Source organism: Pseudomonas tumuqii, from assembly GCF_013184545.1.
GTDB lineage: Bacteria > Pseudomonadota > Gammaproteobacteria > Pseudomonadales > Pseudomonadaceae > Aquipseudomonas > Aquipseudomonas tumuqii.
In genome coordinates this window covers 451768-470596 of the sequence record NZ_JAAOJA010000001.1, presented here as the reverse complement: position 1 = coordinate 470596, position 18829 = coordinate 451768, and the positions used below count along the sequence as shown (strand labels likewise).

14 protein-coding genes and 3 tRNA genes are annotated in these 18829 nt (G+C 63.9%); 10 read left to right on the top strand and 7 right to left on the bottom strand.

Going from position 1 to position 18829, the window contains the following annotated elements; translation table 11 throughout:
* Positions 1–105 precede the first annotated feature (105 nt).
* The 3 genes from G9C89_RS02070 to G9C89_RS02060 all read left to right on the top strand — a co-directional run bounded on the left by G9C89_RS02070 (position 106) and on the right by G9C89_RS02060 (position 2480).
* A complete protein-coding gene (locus G9C89_RS02070) occupies positions 106–735 on the top strand; it encodes a DUF1780 domain-containing protein (RefSeq protein ID WP_172143891.1) in 630 nt (209 codons plus the stop codon).
* Positions 736–935: 200 nt separating this feature from the next.
* Positions 936–1109 carry a DUF3094 family protein gene (locus tag G9C89_RS02065; protein ID WP_172143889.1) on the top strand — a complete coding sequence of 58 codons (174 nt, stop codon included), beginning with the start codon at positions 936–938 and terminating at the stop codon, positions 1107–1109.
* Between the two features lie 63 nt (positions 1110–1172).
* Positions 1173–2480, top strand: coding sequence for an NAD(P)/FAD-dependent oxidoreductase (locus G9C89_RS02060; protein WP_172143887.1), 1308 nt, complete (start codon positions 1173–1175; stop codon positions 2478–2480).
* Between the two features lie 462 nt (positions 2481–2942).
* On the opposite strand, the gene G9C89_RS02055 is transcribed toward G9C89_RS02060, so the two are convergent.
* From G9C89_RS02055 to G9C89_RS02045, 3 genes are all read right to left on the bottom strand, one after another.
* Positions 2943–3018 (bottom strand) — tRNA-Lys (locus G9C89_RS02055).
* A 5-nt stretch (positions 3019–3023) separates the two neighbouring features.
* Positions 3024–3100: transfer RNA gene (locus tag G9C89_RS02050), tRNA-Pro, on the bottom strand.
* A 10-nt stretch (positions 3101–3110) separates the two neighbouring features.
* Positions 3111–3186 (bottom strand) — tRNA-Asn (locus G9C89_RS02045).
* 210 nt (positions 3187–3396) lie between these two features.
* On the opposite strand from G9C89_RS02045, the gene G9C89_RS02040 reads away from it, so the two are divergent.
* On the top strand, positions 3397–5736 hold the full coding sequence (locus tag G9C89_RS02040; RefSeq protein ID WP_172143885.1) for a DUF1631 domain-containing protein: 2340 nt from the start codon (positions 3397–3399) through the stop codon (positions 5734–5736).
* A gap of 17 nt (positions 5737–5753) precedes the next feature.
* Positions 5754–6086 carry a PilZ domain-containing protein gene (locus G9C89_RS02035; RefSeq protein ID WP_172143883.1) on the top strand — a complete coding sequence of 111 codons (333 nt, stop codon included), beginning with the start codon at positions 5754–5756 and terminating at the stop codon, positions 6084–6086.
* Positions 6087–6327: 241 nt separating this feature from the next.
* Here G9C89_RS02035 and clpB read toward each other — a convergent pair whose 3' ends face one another.
* Positions 6328–8892, bottom strand: coding sequence for an ATP-dependent chaperone ClpB (gene clpB / locus G9C89_RS02030; RefSeq protein WP_172143881.1), 2565 nt, complete (start codon positions 8890–8892; stop codon positions 6328–6330).
* A gap of 357 nt (positions 8893–9249) precedes the next feature.
* A complete protein-coding gene (locus tag G9C89_RS02025) occupies positions 9250–10251 on the bottom strand; it encodes an outer membrane protein assembly factor BamD (protein WP_172143871.1) in 1002 nt (333 codons plus the stop codon).
* Positions 10252–10556: 305 nt separating this feature from the next.
* Here G9C89_RS02025 and rluD point away from each other — a divergent pair, with 305 nt between their 5' ends.
* Together rluD and pgeF are read left to right on the top strand one after the other, a co-directional pair.
* Complete coding sequence (gene rluD / locus G9C89_RS02020; protein ID WP_172143869.1) at positions 10557–11531, top strand: 23S rRNA pseudouridine(1911/1915/1917) synthase RluD; 975 nt, start codon at positions 10557–10559, stop codon at positions 11529–11531.
* The gene (gene pgeF, locus G9C89_RS02015; protein WP_172143867.1) at positions 11528–12262 is read left to right on the top strand and encodes a peptidoglycan editing factor PgeF; all 735 of its coding nucleotides are present in this window, start codon (positions 11528–11530) and stop codon (positions 12260–12262) included. Before rluD ends, pgeF begins: the two co-directional genes overlap by 4 nt.
* A 93-nt stretch (positions 12263–12355) precedes the next feature.
* Here pgeF and G9C89_RS02010 read toward each other — a convergent pair whose 3' ends face one another.
* Entirely contained in the window at positions 12356–13987 is a 1632-nt protein-coding gene (locus tag G9C89_RS02010) for an NAD+ synthase (protein ID WP_172143865.1), read from the bottom strand.
* A gap of 402 nt (positions 13988–14389) precedes the next feature.
* Between G9C89_RS02010 and G9C89_RS02005 the strand changes: the two genes are divergently transcribed.
* Genes G9C89_RS02005 through G9C89_RS01995 form a run of 3 tightly spaced genes read left to right on the top strand, consistent with a single transcriptional unit; the run spans position 14390 to position 17548 of the window.
* Complete coding sequence (locus tag G9C89_RS02005) at positions 14390–14626, top strand: PP0621 family protein (RefSeq protein ID WP_172143863.1); 237 nt, start codon at positions 14390–14392, stop codon at positions 14624–14626.
* On the top strand, positions 14616–16208 hold the full coding sequence (locus G9C89_RS02000; RefSeq protein ID WP_172143860.1) for a sensor histidine kinase: 1593 nt from the start codon (positions 14616–14618) through the stop codon (positions 16206–16208). Before G9C89_RS02005 ends, G9C89_RS02000 begins: the two co-directional genes overlap by 11 nt.
* 2 nt (positions 16209–16210) lie before the next feature.
* Positions 16211–17548, top strand: a complete 1338-nt coding sequence (locus tag G9C89_RS01995; RefSeq protein ID WP_172143858.1) for a sigma-54-dependent transcriptional regulator — start codon at positions 16211–16213, stop codon at positions 17546–17548.
* Positions 17549–17675: 127 nt separating this feature from the next.
* Here the strand turns inward: G9C89_RS01995 and thiO are convergent, their stop codons facing one another.
* Positions 17676–18764, bottom strand: coding sequence for a glycine oxidase ThiO (gene thiO / locus G9C89_RS01990; protein WP_172143856.1), 1089 nt, complete (start codon positions 18762–18764; stop codon positions 17676–17678).
* Positions 18765–18829 lie beyond the last annotated feature (65 nt).

The following is an 18829-nucleotide window of genomic DNA, read 5'->3' as shown; positions in this document are numbered from 1 at the left end:
ATGCGGCGGGCCGCGTAGGTTTGAGCGCAGCGATACCCATCAACCGGCTGCCCTACCGCCGGGTTTTGCTACCAAGCCGCCGCGACTGCGGGCTAAGCTGTAGGCATGGACGATTCAGATTATTTGCGCTTGCTCACGCACCAAGCGGAGCAGGCTAACGCGTTCCTTTCCAATGCCCGCAAGTGGGAGCGTGAGCGTTGGGTGTGCCAGCGCCTGCTGCAAGCACTGAACGTCAGCCATCGGCTCGAGGAGTTCAGCGCGGCCGGGCAAGAACCGCCGGACGTGCTGTTTCGCGAGGCCAGTTTCGAGGTGTTTTTCGTGCTGGACGAAGGCCGGCGCCTCAACGATGAGTGGCGCGTCGAGCTGGAACGGCGGCGTAGCGCCTTCTCGCTCAGCCAGCTGGTACGCCGCGAGGCCAAACCGCGGCGCATCGGCGCTGCCGAGCTGCAGGCGCGCCTGGCCCCGACCCTGCGCAAGAAAGCGCACAACTACAGCGAACGCGGCCTCGACCCTGGCGAACTGGATCTGCTGGCGTTCGTCAGCCTGAAACGCGTCGTACCCGACTTCAACAGCCACTTCCCGCCGCCCACCGAGTTCCTGCGCCAGGGCTGGCGCTCGCTGTCGCTGGTCGGCCCGACTTTCGCGCGGGTATTGTTCGCCCATCCCGACGCGCCAGATTTCCTGCGCAGCAATCTCGGCCGCAGCGTACTGTTCGATGTCGGGATCAGCCTGTGATGACCCGAGACACTGCAATTCCCTGCAAACCGGCCCACCTTACGCCAGTATCACCACCCGGATACGGCAAGGCGGCATTATTCATCTGAATGACGACCCGTGCGTTGAGCCCTGGTGAACGCCACGGCTAGAATAGCCACCATCCACAGGCCAGCCGAGAACCGCAGGGTTTTCCCACGGTCTGATCCCTCGAGGTTCCTATGTCCAGCCGCCTGAGTCCCGACGATCAAAAACGCGTCGACCAGTACCTGAGTGCCCCGCAGCATCAAGTCGAACGTCAACCCTTCAAGGTGTGGCGCTTGCTGCTGATCATCGTTGGCGTGGTGATCGCCATGGGCCTGCTGAGCCGTCTTCTGAGTCGCCTGGTGCTATGAGCTGCTTCGCGCTCGCCCAGCAAGACTTAACGAATTTTTTTCCAAGCCTTGTGAGAGCAATCCATGTCCCATCGAATCCTGATCGTCGGCGGCGGCGCCGGCGGCCTGGAGCTTGCTACCCGCCTGGGTAGAACTCTGGGTAAACGCGGCAAAGCCAAAGTCACCCTGGTCGACGCCAACCTGACGCACATCTGGAAACCGCTGCTGCATGAGGTGGCTGCCGGCTCGCTGAACTCTTCGGAAGACGAGCTGAACTATGTGGCCCAGGCCAAGTGGAATCACTTCGAGTTCCAGCTCGGCCACATGACCGGGCTCGACCGGGCCGAACAACGCATCACCCTCAGCGCGACGCTCGACGAGCAGGGCGAGGTGCTGGTACCCGAGCGGCAACTGGGCTACGACAGCCTGGTGATCGCGGTCGGCAGCACCACCAACGATTTCGGCACCGCAGGCGCCGCCGAACATTGCCTGTTTCTCGACACCCGCGAACAGGCCGAGCGCTTCCATAGCCAGCTGCTCAGCCACTATTTGCGCGCCCACGCCAGCCAGAGCGATACCACCGAGCATATCAACGTGGCCATCGTCGGCGCCGGCGCCACGGGCGTGGAACTGGCCGCCGAACTGCACCATGCGGCGCACCAACTGGCGGCGTATGGGCTGGACAGCATCCACCCGGAAAACATGCGCATTACCCTGATCGAAGCCGGACCACGGGTGCTGCCGGCGCTGCCGGAGCGGATCAGCAAGCCGGTGCACAAGACCCTGGAAAGCCTCGGCGTGACAGTCATGACCAACGCCTCGGTCAGCCAGGTGACCCGCGATGCCCTGCTCACCGCTCAGGGCGACACCATCACCGCCAGCCTCAAGGTCTGGGCCGCGGGGATTCGCGCGCCCGGCTTCCTCAAGGACCTCGACGGCCTGGAAAGCAACCGGATCAACCAGTTGCAGGTGCGCCCTACCCTGCAAACCACCCGCGACGACAATATCTTCGCCTTCGGCGACTGCGCCGCCTGCCCGCAACCCGGCAGCGAAGGCCGCAACGTGCCGCCACGCGCCCAGGCCGCTCACCAGCAAGCCTCGCTGCTGGCCAAGTCGCTGAAACTGCGCGTCGACGGCCAGGGCCAGGCCCTGCCGGAATACCGCTACCGCGATTACGGCTCGCTGATCTCGCTGTCGACTTTTTCGGCGATCGGTAACCTGATGGGCAACCTCACCGGCAGCGTGATGCTCGAAGGCTGGCTGGCGCGGGTGTTCTATGTCTCGCTCTACCGTATGCACCAGATGGCGCTGTACGGCCCGCTACGCACCATGCTGCTGATGCTCAGCGACCGCATCGGCCGCAGCACCGAGCCACGCCTGAAACTGCACTGACCGATATGCGGGGAGCCGGGGCAGATGGCATCGATGGTTGCCACGCTCTGCGTCCGGTAAGCGTCTCGGGCTGTATGCCCACGCGGACGGTTCGACGCCTCGACGTGGGAACTCAAAATTGGTGATCCGTGAGGCAGCCGATGGGTATCGCTGCGCTCAACCACATCCTACAAAACAGCTGCGGCTGCCACCCCGTAGGATGGCGTTGAGCGCAGCGATACCCATCACAGCGACCTGGATGATATCCGGGAAATTTCGGCGCCTGCACAACCGCCCCCGGATTTCGCCTTCGGCTAATCCAGGCTACGAACGAATCGCCACTTCAAGCCCGCTATCGTCGTGGGCTCCATTACAAATCGCGCGCATAAAAAAAGCGCCCCGGAGGGCGCTTCTTTTATGGTTGCCGATGAACATCTCATCTCAACCTTAAGATTCAACGCTGCAAACAGCTGCAGGTGAAAATGGTGGGTCGTGTGGGATTCGAACCTACGACCAATTGGTTAAAAGCCAACTGCTCTACCAACTGAGCTAACGACCCAAAAATGGTCGGGGTAGGGGGATTCGAACTCCCGACATCCTGCTCCCAAAGCAGGCGCGCTACCGGACTGCGCTATACCCCGATTGAAAGATTGGCTCCGCGACCAGGACTCGAACCTGGGACCCAATGATTAACAGTCATTTGCTCTACCGACTGAGCTATCGCGGAACTAAGCGCTTTCAAATCTCTTCCACTAAGCTTCGGTGTGAACCGTTTCCCGTGTCTGAGGCGCGCCATTTTACGTTTCCGCAGCCGCCTGTCAACCCCTTAAATTGCTTTTATGACAATGCTTTGCACGCGAGTGACGGCCTGCTATATCTTCCTTGAGTCTGATCAGCGCAGGATGCATTAGCCACAAGGCTTCAATCAGGAACGTCCATGAGCAGCCAGGACATGCCACCGAACACGCCAAAAGCCGCACAGACCCTCGCCAGCCGTGGCATTCAGCCTCGCTTTGGCGAGCTGGTGCAGAGCTGTCGCAAATTGGTGATGAACCGACTGGCAGAGCAGCTGACCCGCGTTTTCGGGCAAGTCGATGACACCTTGTTCGAGTGCGCGGAAAAAGCCGAGAACAATCAGCTCCAAACCCTGTTCTTCGACAGCATGCGCGAGATTCGCAAGCAGCGGCCGCAGATCGAACGAACCTATCACCAGACCATCTCGCAGAATTTCTCCGACTTTCTCGACGGCAAGCTCAAGCCGGCCCCCAGCGTCATGGAACTGGATGCCGATCAGCTCACCCTGGTACAGAAAGAGGAGTACGAGGAAAGCCTGCTGATCACCACGATGGTCAGCCAGGTCAAATCACGCTGCACGGAGCAGCTGTTTGCCCTGGAGCAGCGCCTGGCCCTGCTCAACAATGGCAAACAACTGATCGAGGAGAACAATCCCTTCGGTCCGCAGATGATTGCCCTGGCATTTCGCCAGGCCCTGGTGCCCAGCCCGTTCCCGCTGCGGATCAAAGCCATCCTCTACCGCCTGTTCGACAAGTACGTGATGCTCAGCCTGGATTCTGTGTATGACGCCCTGAACCAGCGCCTGATCGACGCAGGCGTACTGCCCACGCTCAAGTACAGTGCCAAACGCGCCGCCAACCCCGAACGACCGGAGAAGAAGACCAACGCACCCGCCGCCACGCAGCAACGGCCAGCCGACAATCCCGCCCAGGCCAGCGCCCCCCCCCCGGCAAGTGCAGCCGACAGTTCACCGCTCGACCTCGATGGCCCGCCGCCGAGCAACCCGACAGCGCTGTTGCAGGGCCTGGCCGCCCTGCTCGGCGAACATCGCCAGCGCGATATTGACGCGCCATTGCTCGGCGGCACCCGCAGCATTGCCAGCTTTGCCCCGCGCGATGCCACCAGCACCTACAGCGCCAGCGACCTGCTCGACGCCCTGAACCGCATGCAGCGCCAGTCTGCCGACGAGCTGGCGCAGCGCCTGCACAGCCCGCAGCAGGTCGAAGGCTTGAAGGCCGACTTGCAGCGGCAACTGGAAGCCTTCAGCCAGCGGCCGGGCCAGCAGAAACTGTCGGAACAGGAGGCCGATGTGATCGACCTGGTCGGTATGCTGTTCGACTTTATCCTCGACGACACCTGCCTGATCGACAGCTACAAGACCACCCTCTCCCACCTGCACACGCCCTATTTGAAAGTGGCGCTGCAGGACAAGGCGCTGTTCACCCAGCACCAGCATCCGGCGCGCCGCCTACTCAACAGCATGGCCCAGGCGGGCGTCCTCTATGGCGGCGAGGCCAATGAGCGCGGCCTGCTGGCCAAGATGAAATGGGTGGTGGAGCAGGTGGTCGGCGCAAACAGCGACGATCCCTTGCTGTTCGAGGGACTCCTCGCACAATTCGACGCATTCACCGACACCCTCAAGCACAAGGTCGAACTGCGCGAACGCCGCGCCGTGGAGGCCGTCAAGGGCCGCGACAAGCTGCTGGGCGCCCGTCAGCAGGCCATAGACGTGATTGCGCGCAGCCTCAATGGACGTCAGACGCCGGCGATCATCCGCGACTTTCTCGAGCTGACCTGGACCGATGTGCTGGTCTTTGCCCTGCTCCGCCATGGCGAGAACAGCCACGAGTGGCAGCGCGCCTGTGAAGTGGCCGAGCAACTGGCCTGGAGCGGCACGCCACTGGATGAAAATGGCCGCCAACAACTGCAAGCGCTGCGCGTGGCGCTGCTGGATGACTTGCGCAAAGGCCTGCAACTGCTCGGTGGCTATCACGAGGACGGCATTCGCCGTTTGCTCCAGGACCTGGTCGCCTGCCAATACGCCGCACAGGCCAAGCAACCGCAGCTCGCCGACACCTTTGCCCCGCAGTTACCGGCGAGCACGCTCGGCGCCATGCTCGGCGAGGACGCCCTGCTCGCCACTCTGGCACCGCGCGAATCCGGCCTGTCTGCCCGCGCACAGGCATTCGCCCAGGAGCTGATCCAGGTCGAATTCGGCACCTGGTTCGAGTTCATCACGGATAACCAGCCCCACCAGCTCAAGCTCTCCTGGTTCAGCCCGACCACGCGCAATTACATGTTTGTCGATCACAGCGGCCAACGGGCGGCGATCAAACCCCTGGCCCAACTGGCCAGCGAAATGGAACAGGGCCTGGCCCGCATCGTTTCACCTGAACGCGATGCGCCGCTGGTGGATCGCGCCCTCAACGCCATTTATCGTGTGCTGCAGCGCTTTAGCGGCCGCACGAGCAAACCCCGCTAGCAGGCCAAGGAGCCACCATGGATGATCGTCGTCAGCACAGCCGGCACAGTACCGAGCTGCAGCTGGAAGTCTTCGACCTGCATACCGGACAGCGTCTCGGCCGTGTGGCAGACCTCTCTGCCGACGGCTTCATGCTGTTCAGCGACAAGCCGCACCGGGCGGACAGCCTGGTCGAATGCCGCCTGGTCAGCGAACAGGTGATCGACGGGGTCGGCGAGATCCACTTGAGCGCCGACTGCCTATGGAGCCGCCCCGGCGCCGACGGCCAACACTGCTGGGCCGGTTTTCATATCATCGACCTGGAACCCGACCAAGCCACCGCACTGGATGTGCTGCTCCAGCATCTTTAAGCGCTATCCGATCATGCCGAAGACCCCGTGATCCGTAGGATGGTGCGCCCCCGTAGGATGGCGTTGAGCGAAGCGATACCCATCACAACTCTGCGGCGAACCAATAAATCCGGCGGTTGGGCGACCGATTGATGGGTATCGCTTCGCTCAACCGCATCCTACAAAAACCCAGACCGCCACACGCGCATAAAAACGCCCCGCACGGCGCCAACCGTGACGGGGCGTTGTCAGTGCTGCCGGCTTAGACGAAGACGATTTCGTCGTTTTCGACCGTGCCGGTGACGGTGCTGCCGGGGCCGAACTTGCCGGCGAGAATCAACTGCGCCAGCGGGTTTTCGATCCAGCGCTGGATCGCCCGCTTTAGCGGCCGCGCGCCGTAGACCGGGTCGTAGCCGATGGCGACCAGCTTGTCCAAGGCCTCGTCGCTCAACTCCAGGCTCAACTCGCGCTCGGCCAGGCGCTGGCGCAAACGGCCCAGCTGGATTTGCGCGATACCGGCGATCTGCTCGCGGGCCAGCGGCTCGAACACCACCACTTCGTCGATACGGTTGACGAACTCCGGACGGAAATGGCTGCTCACCGCATCCATCACCGCCGCCCGCTGTGCCTCGCGATCACCGACCAGCTCCTGGATCTGCGTGGAACCGAGGTTGGAGGTCATCACGATCACGGTGTTCTTGAAGTCGACGGTACGCCCGTGACTGTCGGTCAGGCGGCCGTCTTCCATGACCTGCAGGAGGATGTTGAACACGTCCGGGTGGGCCTTCTCCACCTCGTCCATCAGCACCACCGAGTAAGGCTTGCGGCGTACCGCCTCGGTCAGGTAACCGCCCTCCTCGTAGCCGACGTAGCCGGGCGGAGCGCCGATCAGCCGCGACACGGAATGCTTCTCCATGAACTCGGACATGTCGATGCGCACCAGCGCCTCCTCGGTATCGAAGAGGAACTCGGCCAGGGCCTTGCACAGCTCGGTCTTGCCCACCCCGGTCGGGCCGAGGAAGAGGAAGGAGCCGCTCGGCCGGTTCGGGTCGGACAGCCCGGCGCGCGAACGCCGTACCGCGCTGGCCACGGCGACCACCGCTTCGTTCTGGCCGATCACCCGCTGGTGCAGCAGGCCTTCCATCTTCAGCAGCTTGTCACGCTCGCCTTCGAGCATCTTCGAGACCGGGATGCCGGTCCACTTGGACACCACTTCGGCAATTTCTTCCTCGGTGACCTTGCTGCGCAGCAGCTGGTTCTCGGTCTTGCCGTGCTGGTCGACCATCTGCAGGCTGCGCTCCAGATCCGGAATGATGCCGTACTGCAGCTCGGCCATGCGGCTGAGATCACCCTTGCGCCGCGCCGTTTCCAGCTCCTGGCGGGACTGCTCGATTTTCTGCTGGATCTGCGCCGAGCCCTGCACCTCGGCCTTTTCCGCCTTCCAGATGTCTTCCAGGTCGGCATACTCACGTTCCAGCCGGGCGATGTCTTCCTTGAGTTTCTCCAGGCGCTTGATCGCCGCCTCGTCGTCCTCCTTCTTCAGCGCCTGGGCCTCGACCTTGAGCTGGATCAGGCGCCGCTCCAAACGGTCGAGCACTTCCGGCTTGGAGTCGATCTCCATGCGGATGCGGCTGGCCGCCTCGTCGATCAGGTCGATGGCCTTGTCCGGCAGCTGGCGGTCGGTGATGTAGCGATGGCTGAGCTTGGCCGCGGCGATGATCGCGCCATCGGTGATCGCCACCTTGTGGTGCACCTCGTAGCGTTCCTTGAGGCCGCGGAGGATGGCGATGGTGTCTTCCTCGCTCGGCTCGTCGACCAGCACCTTCTGGAAGCGGCGTTCCAGGGCGGCGTCCTTCTCGATGTACTGGCGGTACTCGTCGAGGGTGGTGGCACCGACACAGTGCAGCTCGCCGCGCGCCAAGGCCGGCTTGAGCATATTGCCGGCGTCCATGGAGCCCTCGGCCTTGCCGGCGCCGACCATGGTATGGATTTCATCGATAAACAGGATGATCCGCCCTTCCTGCTTGCCCAGCTCGTTGAGCACCGCCTTGAGGCGCTCCTCGAACTCGCCGCGGAACTTGGCACCGGCGATCAGCGCGCCCATGTCCAGCGACAGCACGCGCTTGTCCTTCAGGCCATCCGGCACCTCGCCGTTGACGATGCGCTGGGCCAGGCCTTCGACGATCGCGGTCTTGCCCACGCCCGGCTCGCCGATCAGCACCGGGTTGTTCTTGGTGCGGCGCTGCAAGACCTGGATGGTGCGGCGGATCTCGTCGTCGCGGCCGATCACCGGATCCAGCTTGCCTTCCTCGGCGCGCTTGGTCAGGTCGATGGTGTACTTGTCCAGGGCCTGGCGCGATTCCTCGGCATTCGGGTCGTTCACCGCGTCACCACCGCGCAGGTTGCTGATGGCATTTTCCAGGGCTTTCTTGCTCACGCCCTGGGCGAGCAGCAATTTGCCCAGCTTGGTGCCTTCGTCCAGCGCGGCAAGCAGCACCAGTTCGCTGGAGATGAACTGGTCACCCTTCTGCTGGGACAGGCGGTCGGCCTGGTTGAGCAGACGCGCCAGATCCTGGGACAGGTTGACGTCGCCGGTCGGGTTCTGGATCTTGCCCAGGCGATCGAGTTCCTTGCTCAGTGCCTGGCGCAGGCTGTTGACATCGAAGCCGACCTGCATCAGCAGCGGCTTGATCGAACCACCCTGCTGGTCGAGCAGCGCCTGCATCAGGTGCAGCGGCTCTATAGCGGCATGATCGAGGCCGACGGCCAGGGACTGGGCGTCGGATAGCGCAAGTTGCAACTTGCTGGTCAATCGGTCGATTCGCATTGCGTCATCCTTCCTTTTTAAGAGCAGGCCGGCGCGATGGACACCCCTGTATTGAAAGCCTGCCGAGATGAAGACTAGATGAGGACGATTGTGCGAGTTTCAAGCGTGGCGACGTTGATCTGGGTCATAGCCAGCGGCGGATGGGCGATCCGGCGGAGTATAGGGCGGTTCGGGCGGCGTTCCGTTCGGCGCGCAGCGACAACCCGCCAGCTTTGTACCGCGCCGCTGAACCCCGGTGCACTGCCTGCGGCGAGTGACAGCCTACGAGAGCAGCAGGATCGGTCCCGCCCATAAAAAATGCCGCGCACTTGTCTCAAGTGCGCGGCATCGATTCTGCGTCTCGCCGTTCAGGTATTTTCAGTCGAACAAGCCAAAGGTCATGTAGCTGAACCAGGAGCGCTTGCGGCCCTGGGTTTCCTGGCTGGGCTCGCCTGCGGTTACCGACTTCAGCTCCTCGGGGATCTGCTCTTCGGCTTCTTCGTACTGGCGGATCACGTCCTGGCTGGCGCGGGTTTCGCCCGGCGGCAGCGGTGTATCGGTTTCGATCAGGCCGAGAGTGGCCTTGGCCAGCCAGGAGCGGCTGTCGGCCTCCTCTTCGCGCGGAACGAACTCGCCATCGACCAGGGTGGGGTGATCCGGGTAATTGAGCTTGAGGGTTTCCAGGCTGGTCGCGGCCAGCTCGTCCAGGGTCAGGCGCTGGTAAGCCTCGGTCATCACCGCCAGGCCGTCGCCGACCGATGGGGTTTCCTGGAAGTTTTCCACCACGTAGCGGCCACGGTTGGCGGCAGCGACATACGCCTGGCGGGTCAGATAGTAGTGCGCCACATGGATTTCATAAGCGGCCAGCAGGTTGCGCAGGTAGATCATGCGCTGCTTGGCATCCGGCGAGTAGCGGCTGTTCGGGTAGCGGCTGGTGAGCTGGGCGAACTCGTTGTAGGAGTCGCGGGCGGCACCGGGGTCGCGCTTGCTCATGTCCAGCGGCAGGAAGCGGGCGATCAGGCCGCGATCCTGATCGAAAGAAGCCAGACCCTTGACGTAATAGGCATAGTCGACGTTCGGATGCTGCGGATGCAGGCGAATGAAGCGCTCGGCGGCAGATCTTGCGGCTTCCGGCTCGGCATTCTTGTAGTAGGCGTAAATCAGCTCCAGCTGGGCCTGTTCGGCATAGCGGCCAAACGGATAACGCGACTCCAGAGCCTTGAGCTTGGTCACCGCACTGGTGTAACTCTTGTTGTCCAGATCGCTTTGCGCCTGCTGGTACAACTCGGTCTCGCTCAGGTTCTCGTCGAGTACCTCTTTGGACGAGCAGGCAACGGTAAGGGCGAGGATGGCGATCAGCAGCAGGTGTCTCACTTGCATGGCGGCTTGCGTCCCTGTGACGGCGGCTGTCTTGAGCAAAGCCGTCCTGTTATGATGAGCGCCCCCGGTGACCCTGGGGCAAAAGACGCCGTATTTAACCACAAGCGCGTAGCCGAAACCAAAAGTAGGGCCTGTTGATGCAGCATTTTGGCCGCCGGCCCCAGGCTTGCGCGGCAAATGCAGCCAGGCTTGTCACTGTGGCGATCATTCGGCGGCGTCCCACGCCTTGCCTGGGCTAATTTGTCGCGGCAATCGGCGTGCACTGAAACATCAACCGACCTTCAGGTCCCCCACCGTTGCCGAGCATGTCCTCTATTATTAAGCAGACCATTGAACTGAACGCCGAGGTGCCCACTGATATGGGCGGTCAACGCCTCGACCAAGTCGCCGCCCAACTGTTCGCCGAGCACTCGCGTTCGCGCCTGTCTGCCTGGATCAAAGAGGGTCTGCTGACTGTCGATGGTGCCGTGGTACGCCCGCGTGACATCGTGCATGGCGGGGCGTTACTGGCGCTGCGCGCCGAGCAGGAGGCCCAGGGCGAGTGGATCGCCCAGGACATCGCCCTGGACATCGTCTACGAAGACGAGCAGATCCTGGTGATCAACAAGCCTGCGGGGCTGGTGGTGCATCCGGCCGCGGGGCATGCCGATGGCACGTTGCTCAACGCCTTGCTGCACCACGTACCGGATATCGTCAACGTGCCGCGCTGCGGCATTGTCCATCGCCTGGACAAGGACACCACCGGGCTGATGGTGGTGGCCAAGACCATCGAGGCGCAGACGCGCCTGGTCGATCAACTGCAAAAGCGCACGGTCAGCCGCATCTACGAGTGCATCGTGATCGGCGTGATCACCTCCGGCGGCAAGATCGACGCACCCATTGGCCGCAGTTCGTCGCAGCGTCAGCGCATGGCGGTCAGCGACGGCGGCAAACCGGCGGTCAGCCATTACCGGGTGCTGGAACGCTTCCGCTCGCACACCCATGCGCGGGTCAAGCTGGAAACCGGGCGTACTCACCAGATTCGCGTGCACATGAGCCATGTCGGTTACCCGCTGGTCGGCGACCCGGTCTACGGTGGGCGCTTCCGCATCCCGCCGGCGGCCAGTCAGACCATGGTGCAGAGCCTCAAGGAGTTTCCTCGCCAGGCCCTGCATGCACGCTTCCTCGAGCTGGATCACCCGATTACCGGGCAACGGATGAAGTGGCAGTCGCCGCTACCGGATGACTTCGTCTGGTTGCTGACGCTGCTGCGTCAGGATCGCGAGGCGTTTATCGGGTGAGCTGGGCACATGACTGGCTGACGCCAGATTGGCCGGCGCCCATCTGGGTCAAGGCCTGCATCACGACGCGCAGCGGTGGCATCAGCGCTGCACCCTTCGACAGTTTCAACCTCGGCGAACATGTCGAGGACGATCCCGTTGCCGTGACCAAGAACCGTCAGCGCCTGATCAGCCAGTTGGGCTGCAAGCCGGCCTGGTTGCGTCAGGTGCACGGTGTTGCCGTGGTGCCTGCGGAGCCGGGCGACGTGCTGGAAGCCGACGCCAGCTGGACCGCCACGCCGGGTGTCGCCTGTAGCGTGATGACCGCCGATTGCCTGCCCGTGCTGTTTTGCGATCGTGCCGGCAGCCGTGTCGCCGCCGCCCATGCGGGGTGGCGCGGGCTGGCTGGCGGCGTGCTGGAGGCGACCCTGGATGCGCTGGCCGTGGCGCCGGAGGACGTGCTGGCTTGGCTCGGGCCGGCGATTGGCCCGCAGGCCTTCGAAGTGGGCGCCGAGGTGCGCGAAGCGTTCATGGCCGTGCATCCGCAGGCCGCCGGAGCCTTCGTTGCCAGCGTCAACCCGGGTCGTTATATGGCCGATATCTATCAGCTGGCACGTATCCGCCTGGCGGCGCGTGGCGTTACGGCCGTCTATGGTGGCGGCTTCTGCACCTACAGCGACCCGCGTTTCTACTCCTACCGCCGCGCCGCTCAGACCGGTCGCTTCGCGTCGTTGATCTGGCTGGCCAGCTGAGCCTTTAAATCGGCGCGGCGCACATCCGGCGGATTATCGCTGCGCTCCGAACGGAACGCCGCCCGAGCCGCCCTACGGTACATGCCCTGCGCCTCAATCGCCGATCTGCCAACCCGAGGTGATCGGGTAACGCCGGTCGCGACCGAAGCCGCGCTGGGTGACCCGTATGCCGACTGCGGCCTGGCGGCGCTTGTACTCGTTCAGATCGACCAGGCGCAGCACGCGCTTGACCGTATCCGCATCGAAGCCCTCGGCAATGATCGCATCGGCCGACAGGTCGTACTCGATGTACAACTTGAGGATCTCGTCGAGCAGCGGATACGGCGGCAACGAGTCTTCGTCCTTCTGGTCCGGCGCCAGCTCGGCTGAGGGCGGACGGTCTATCACCCGCTGCGGAATCACCGGCCCGCGGCTGTTGCGATATTCGCAGAGGCGGAACACCAGGGTCTTGGGCACGTCCTTGAGCACATCGAAACCGCCGGCCATGTCGCCATAGAGGGTGGCGTAGCCAACCGCCATTTCGCTCTTGTTACCGGTGGTCAGCACCAGGTAGCCCTGCTTGTTGGAGAGGGCCATCAGCAGCGTGCCACGGCAGCGCGCCTGCAGGTTTTCCTCGGCGGCGTCGCGGGGCAGGCCCTTGAACACCGGAGCCAGGGTGGCCATGAAGGCGTCGACCATTGGCCCGATTGGCAGCACCCGGTAGGTCACGCCCAGTGCATGGGCTTCGGCCTCGGCGTCCTCCAGGCTGATTTGCGCGGTGTAGCGGTACGGCATCATCACCGCTTCGACCTGTTCGGCGCCCAGCGCATCGACCGCCACCGCCAGGGTCAGGGCCGAGTCGATGCCGCCGGACAGCCCGAGCAGCACACCCTTGAACCCGTTTTTGCGCACATAGTCGCGCACGCCCACGACCAGGGCCTGATACACACTGGCTTCCAGCTCCGGCAATGGCACGCAGTTGGCCGGCCGCGGGCTGACTCGCTCACCATCGAGGATCAGGTCGACCGGGTACAGGCCCTCGGTGAAGGCGGCCATGCGTTGACTGATCTGGCCGCCGGCATCGACGACGCAGCTGCCGCCATCGAACACCAACTCGTCCTGGCCACCGACCTGATTGACATAGACGATCGGCATCGCCCCTTCGAGCGCGCGCTCGGCCAATGTCTCTTCGCGTTCGCGCTGCTTGTCGAGGTGAAACGGCGAGGCGTTCAGGCTCAGCATCAATTGCGCCCCGGCGTCACGGGCCTGGGCCATCGGCTCGGCGAACCAGATGTCCTCGCAGATGCTCAGCGCCACCGCCACGCCCTTGATGTCGACCACGCAGGGCTGGGTGCCGGGCTCGAAATAGCGCTTCTCGTCGAACACCCGGTAATTCGGCAACTTCTGCTTGTAGTAGCGGGCCAGCAATTGGCCGTCGGCGATCACCGCGCAGGCGTTGTAGCGCAGTTCATCCTCCAGCCAGGGATAACCGACCACCAGATAGATGCCGCGGACTTGATCCTGCAGACGCTGCAAGCCCTGCTCGATGCGCCGCTGCATGCTCGAGCGCAGCAGCAAGTCCTCCGGCGGATAACCGCACAGCGTCAGTTCGGGGAACACGATGACATCCGCCAGCCACTGATCACGGGCGTTGCATGCCGCCTCGATGATGCTCTCGACGTTGCCGTGTACATCGCCAACGCGCAAATTCAATTGGGCCATCACGACCCGCAGGGTTTGGCTCATGGCTGCCTCCACCACATAAGTCCCTCGTTCGAGTGAGCCCGGCGGCTCAGTCGTAACATGCATCGTTCAACCCACAGCATAGGGTTTAACAGCTTGCCAAGCATGTCGCGAGCGCAAAAAGCTGGCGGCTGGGCAACCCGGTTGATGGCTATCGCTGCGCTCAACGCCATCCTACGGTTTGGTGGTCGCAGCGTTTTTGTAGGATGTGGCGGGCCGCGTAGGTTTGAGCGCAGCGATACCCATCACAACGATCTCTGTCCCGATCTGAGTGGCGAACCGATGATGGTTGCCAACCAGCAAGCAGAATAGCCGCTGTGCTGGCACGACTTCCTTGGCTAAACTGCCAGGCTTTCCAATAAACTGCCTTCCAACAACCTGCATTTCCAACATGAAGAGAGCGTTATGGGCCTGTTCCGCCTGCTGTTCTGGATAGCCATTATCGCCGCGGCCTTCTGGCTCTGGCGGCGCTTTACCCGCCCCGCCCGGCGCTCCGGGCAAAACCGGCAAAGCCCCGCACCCATGGTGCGTTGCGCCCATTGCGGGGTTTATCTGCCCCGCGAAGAGGCCCTGACCAGAGCCGACCAGTGGTATTGCAGCCAGGCCCATCTCGAGCAAGGCCCCAAACCTGGTGAACGCTGAAGCCCTAGCGCTCAGCGGCATCCAGGGCCGTCGCGTACTGCGGCTCTACCACCTGTATCGCCTGACCATCGGCGTGGTGCTGGTGCTGCTGATTTCCAGCGACATGGATACCCAGCTGCTGAAGCTGGCCGATGCCGAGCTGTTTCGCTATGGCAGCTGGTTCTACCTGATCCTGAATATCCTAGTGGCCGTGGTGGTACAGCGGCCCAAGCACCTGGCGCAGATCTTCAGCCTGGCCCTGGTCGATGTGATCCTGCTGTCCGCGCTGTTCTATGCGGCCGGCGGCACGCCCAGCGGGATCGGCAACCTGCTGATCGTGGCGGTGGCCATCGCCAACATCCTGCTGCGCGGACGCATCGGCCTGCTGATCGCCGCCGTCGCCGCCATGGGCCTGATCTACCTGACCTTCTACCTCAGCCTCAGCCGCCCGGAAGCCAGCGCCCAATACGTGCAGGCCGGCGCGCTCGGCGCCCTGTGTTTTGCCGCCGCCCTGCTCCTGCAGGGGCTGACCCGGCGCCTGCAAGCCAGCGAAAACCTGGCCGAACAACGCGCGGCCGATGTCGCCAGCCTGGAAACCCTCAACGCCCTGATCCTGCAGCGCATGCGCACCGGCATCCTGGTGCTCGACGAGCAGCATCGGGTACTGCTGGCCAACCAGGGCGCACTGCACCTGCTCGGCCGCGACGCGCTGGCCGGCAAGATTCTCGACCCGCACTGCCCGGAGCTGGTCAAACGCCTGCAGCAGTGGCAGCACAACCCGACCCTGCGCCCCGCGAGCCTGCAGGCCTTTGCCGATGGCCCGGTGCTGCAGCCGAGCTTCATCGCCCTGCAGCGCAGCGGAGAGCGCCACACCCTGGTGTTTCTCGACGACATTTCGCAGATTGCCCAGCAGGCCCAGCAGCTCAAGCTCGCCTCCCTCGGCCGCCTGACCGCCGGCATCGCCCATGAGATCCGCAACCCGCTCGGCGCGATCAGTCATGCGGCGCAGCTGCTGCAGGAGTCGGAAGACCTGCAAGGCCCGGACCAGCGCCTGGCGCAGATCATCCAGGATCACTCGCGGCGGATGAACCTGGTGATCGAGAACGTCCTGCAGCTGTCGCGCAGGCGCCAGGCCGAGCCGCAGCTGCTGGACCTGAAATACTGGCTGCACCGCTTCGCCAGCGAGTTCCGCGGCTCGGCGGCGCCAGGGCAGACGCTCCATCTGGAGACCCGGAGCGGCACCGTGCAAACCCGCATGGACCCCCACCAGCTGACCCAGGTGCTGACCAATCTGGTGCAGAACGGCCTGCGCTACAGCGCGCAAAACCACCCGCAAGGGCAGGTCTGGCTGAAACTGTTCCGCGACGAGAGCAGCGACCTGCCGGTGCTGGAAGTGCTCGACGACGGCCCAGGCGTATCGCCCGAACAGGTGCAGCACATCTTCGAGCCATTCTTCACCACGGATAACAAAGGCACCGGCCTGGGCCTGTATATTGCCCGCGAGATGTGCGAAAGCAACCAGGCGCGGCTCGACTACAAACCGCGCGAAGGCGGCGGCAGCTGCTTTCGCATCACCTTCGCCCATCCACGCAAACTGAGCTGACCATGACCCGCCAGAGAGCCCTGATCGTCGACGATGAACCCGATATCCGCGAACTCCTGGAAATCACCCTGGGCCGCATGAAGCTCGACACCCGCAGCGCGCGCAACGTCAAGGAGGCGCGCGAGTGGCTGGCCAAGGAGCCGTTCGACCTGTGCCTGACCGACATGCGCCTGCCCGACGGCACCGGCCTGGAGCTGGTGCAGCACATCCTCCAGCGCCACCCGCAGGTGCCGGTGGCGATGATCACCGCCTACGGCAGCCTGGACACCGCGATCAACGCGCTGAAAGCCGGCGCCTTCGACTTCCTGACCAAGCCGGTCGACCTCGGCCGCTTGCGCGAGCTGGTGGCCACCGCCCTGCGCCTGCGCTCGCCGGACAGTCAAGAGCTGCCGGTGGACAGCCGCCTGCTCGGCGAGTCACCGCCGATGAAGGCGCTGCGCAAGCAGATCCTCAAACTCGCGCGCAGCCAGGCACCGGTGTATATCAGCGGCGAATCCGGCAGCGGCAAGGAGCTGGTCGCCCGCCTGATCCACGAACAGGGCGGGCGCAGCGAACAGCCGTTCGTGCCGGTGAACTGCGGGGCGATCCCGTCGGAGCTGATGGAAAGCGAGTTCTTCGGCCACAAGAAGGGCAGCTTCACCGGCGCCATCGAAGACAAGCAGGGGCTGTTTCAGGCAGCCAATGGCGGCACCCTGTTTCTCGACGAAGTGGCCGACCTGCCCTTGCCCATGCAGGTCAAGCTGCTGCGCTCGATTCAGGAGAAAGCCGTACGCGCGGTCGGCGGCCAGCAGGAGCTGGTGGTCGACGTGCGCATTCTCTGCGCCACCCACAAAGACCTGGCCGGCGAAGTCGCCGCCGGGCGTTTCCGCCAGGATCTCTACTACCGCCTGAACGTCATCGAACTGCGCGTGCCGCCGCTGCGCGAGCGCCGCGAAGACATCGCCCAGCTGACCGAGGTGATGCTCAAGCGCCTGGCCGAAGGCCCCGGCCTGAGCCCGGCCAGACTCGACGCCGACGCGCTGGACAAACTCAAGAGCTATCGCTTCCCCGGCAACGTGCGCGAGCTGGAGAACATGCTCGAACGCGCCTACACCCTGTGCGAAGACGACCAGATCACTGCCGCCGACCTGCGCCTGGCCGACGCCTGTGGCTCCAGCGAAAACGGCGACGCCAGCCTGGCGCAGATCGACAACCTGGAAGATCACCTGGAAGACATCGAGCGCAAGCTGATCATGCAGGCCCTCGAGGAAACCCGCTGGAACCGAACCGCCGCTGCCCAACGCCTGGGCCTGAGCTTCCGCTCGATGCGCTACCGCCTGAAGAAACTGGGGATCGATTGAGCTGCCGATGGGTATCGCTACGCTCAACGCCATCCTACGGTTGACGGTCTGGGTTTTTGTAGGATGTGGCGGGCCGCGTAGGTTTGAGCGTAGCGATACCCATCACAGCAAACTGGCGCCTACCTCCTCAGCCCAAGCGTCCTTCGGGCGCATAGGGTGCCGGATCGATGATCGGTGCACGGTCGAGCAGCAGGTCGGTCAGCAACTGGCAGGAGGCCGGCGCCAGGACCAGGCCATTGCGGAAATGGCCGCAGTTCAACCAGAGGCCGTCATACCCCGGCACCGGACCGATAAAGGGCAGGCCTTTCGGTGATCCCGGGCGCAATCCGGCCCAATGCCCCACCACCTCGGCATCGGCCAGCGCCGGCAACAGCCCGACCGCCGAGGCCTTGAGGCTGGCCAGGGCTTCCGCGGTCGGGGTCTTGTCGAACCCCACATGCTCGAGGGTACTGCCGATCAGGATATGACCATCGCGCCGCGGGATCGCGTAGCGGCCGTTGGCCAGCACGATACTGGTGAGGAAATCCTCGGCGCACTTGTAGAGGATCATCTGCCCCTTCACCGGCTCGACCGGCAACTCGAGGCCGAGGCTGCGCAACAACTCGCCACTCCAGGCGCCGGCGGCAACCACCACGCGATCGCCACGGATCTCGCCGATCGAGGTGTGCACACCACAGATCCGCTCGCCTTCGCGGATAAACCCGCTGACCGCACACTGCTCATGCACGGTCACATTCGGCATCTGTGCCAGCGCCGCGCGCAATGCCTTGACCAGGCGAGGGTTACGCACATTGGCTACATCCGGCATGTACAGCGCCTGCGAGAAGCCCTTGGCCAACGCCGGCACCGCCCGATACACCGCCTCGACCGGTACCGCCCGCATCGGCCGCTGTTCACGCGCGGCCCAGGCCAGGGGCGCGGCTTGTTCCTGATCGAGCCAGTACAGGCCGGTGACATACACCTCGGGGTCGACGCCGGTGTCCTCCAGCAACTGCGCCCCCAGCTGCGGGTAGAAATCCTGCGACCAGTGCGCCAGCGCCGTCACCGCCGGGCTGTAGCGCCAGGGATAGAGCGGCGAAACGATGCCGCCACCGGCCCAGGACGACTCTCCGCCCAGCGTGCCCTGATCCAGCAGGCAGACCTCGACACCGGCCGCGGCCAACAAACGCGCCGACAACAACCCGATAGCGCCACCACCCACCATCAAGACTCGCATAGCTTCTCCAAAAAAACGGGCCGCAAAGGCGGCCCGTTATACGTCATAAACCCGGTCGATTTCTA

Coding starts and splice junctions, on each gene's coding strand:
- G9C89_RS02070 (WP_172143891.1), top strand. CDS start 106: ATGGACGATTCAGATTATTTGCGCTTGCTCACGCACCAAGCGGAGCAG.
- G9C89_RS02065 (WP_172143889.1), top strand. CDS start 936: ATGTCCAGCCGCCTGAGTCCCGACGATCAAAAACGCGTCGACCAGTAC.
- G9C89_RS02060 (WP_172143887.1), top strand. CDS start 1,173: ATGTCCCATCGAATCCTGATCGTCGGCGGCGGCGCCGGCGGCCTGGAG.
- G9C89_RS02040 (WP_172143885.1), top strand. CDS start 3,397: ATGAGCAGCCAGGACATGCCACCGAACACGCCAAAAGCCGCACAGACC.
- G9C89_RS02035 (WP_172143883.1), top strand. CDS start 5,754: ATGGATGATCGTCGTCAGCACAGCCGGCACAGTACCGAGCTGCAGCTG.
- clpB (WP_172143881.1), bottom strand. CDS start 8,892: ATGCGAATCGACCGATTGACCAGCAAGTTGCAACTTGCGCTATCCGAC.
- G9C89_RS02025 (WP_172143871.1), bottom strand. CDS start 10,251: ATGCAAGTGAGACACCTGCTGCTGATCGCCATCCTCGCCCTTACCGTT.
- rluD (WP_172143869.1), top strand. CDS start 10,557: ATGTCCTCTATTATTAAGCAGACCATTGAACTGAACGCCGAGGTGCCC.
- G9C89_RS02010 (WP_172143865.1), bottom strand. CDS start 13,987: ATGAGCCAAACCCTGCGGGTCGTGATGGCCCAATTGAATTTGCGCGTT.
- G9C89_RS02005 (WP_172143863.1), top strand. CDS start 14,390: ATGGGCCTGTTCCGCCTGCTGTTCTGGATAGCCATTATCGCCGCGGCC.
- G9C89_RS01995 (WP_172143858.1), top strand. CDS start 16,211: ATGACCCGCCAGAGAGCCCTGATCGTCGACGATGAACCCGATATCCGC.
- thiO (WP_172143856.1), bottom strand. CDS start 18,764: ATGCGAGTCTTGATGGTGGGTGGTGGCGCTATCGGGTTGTTGTCGGCG.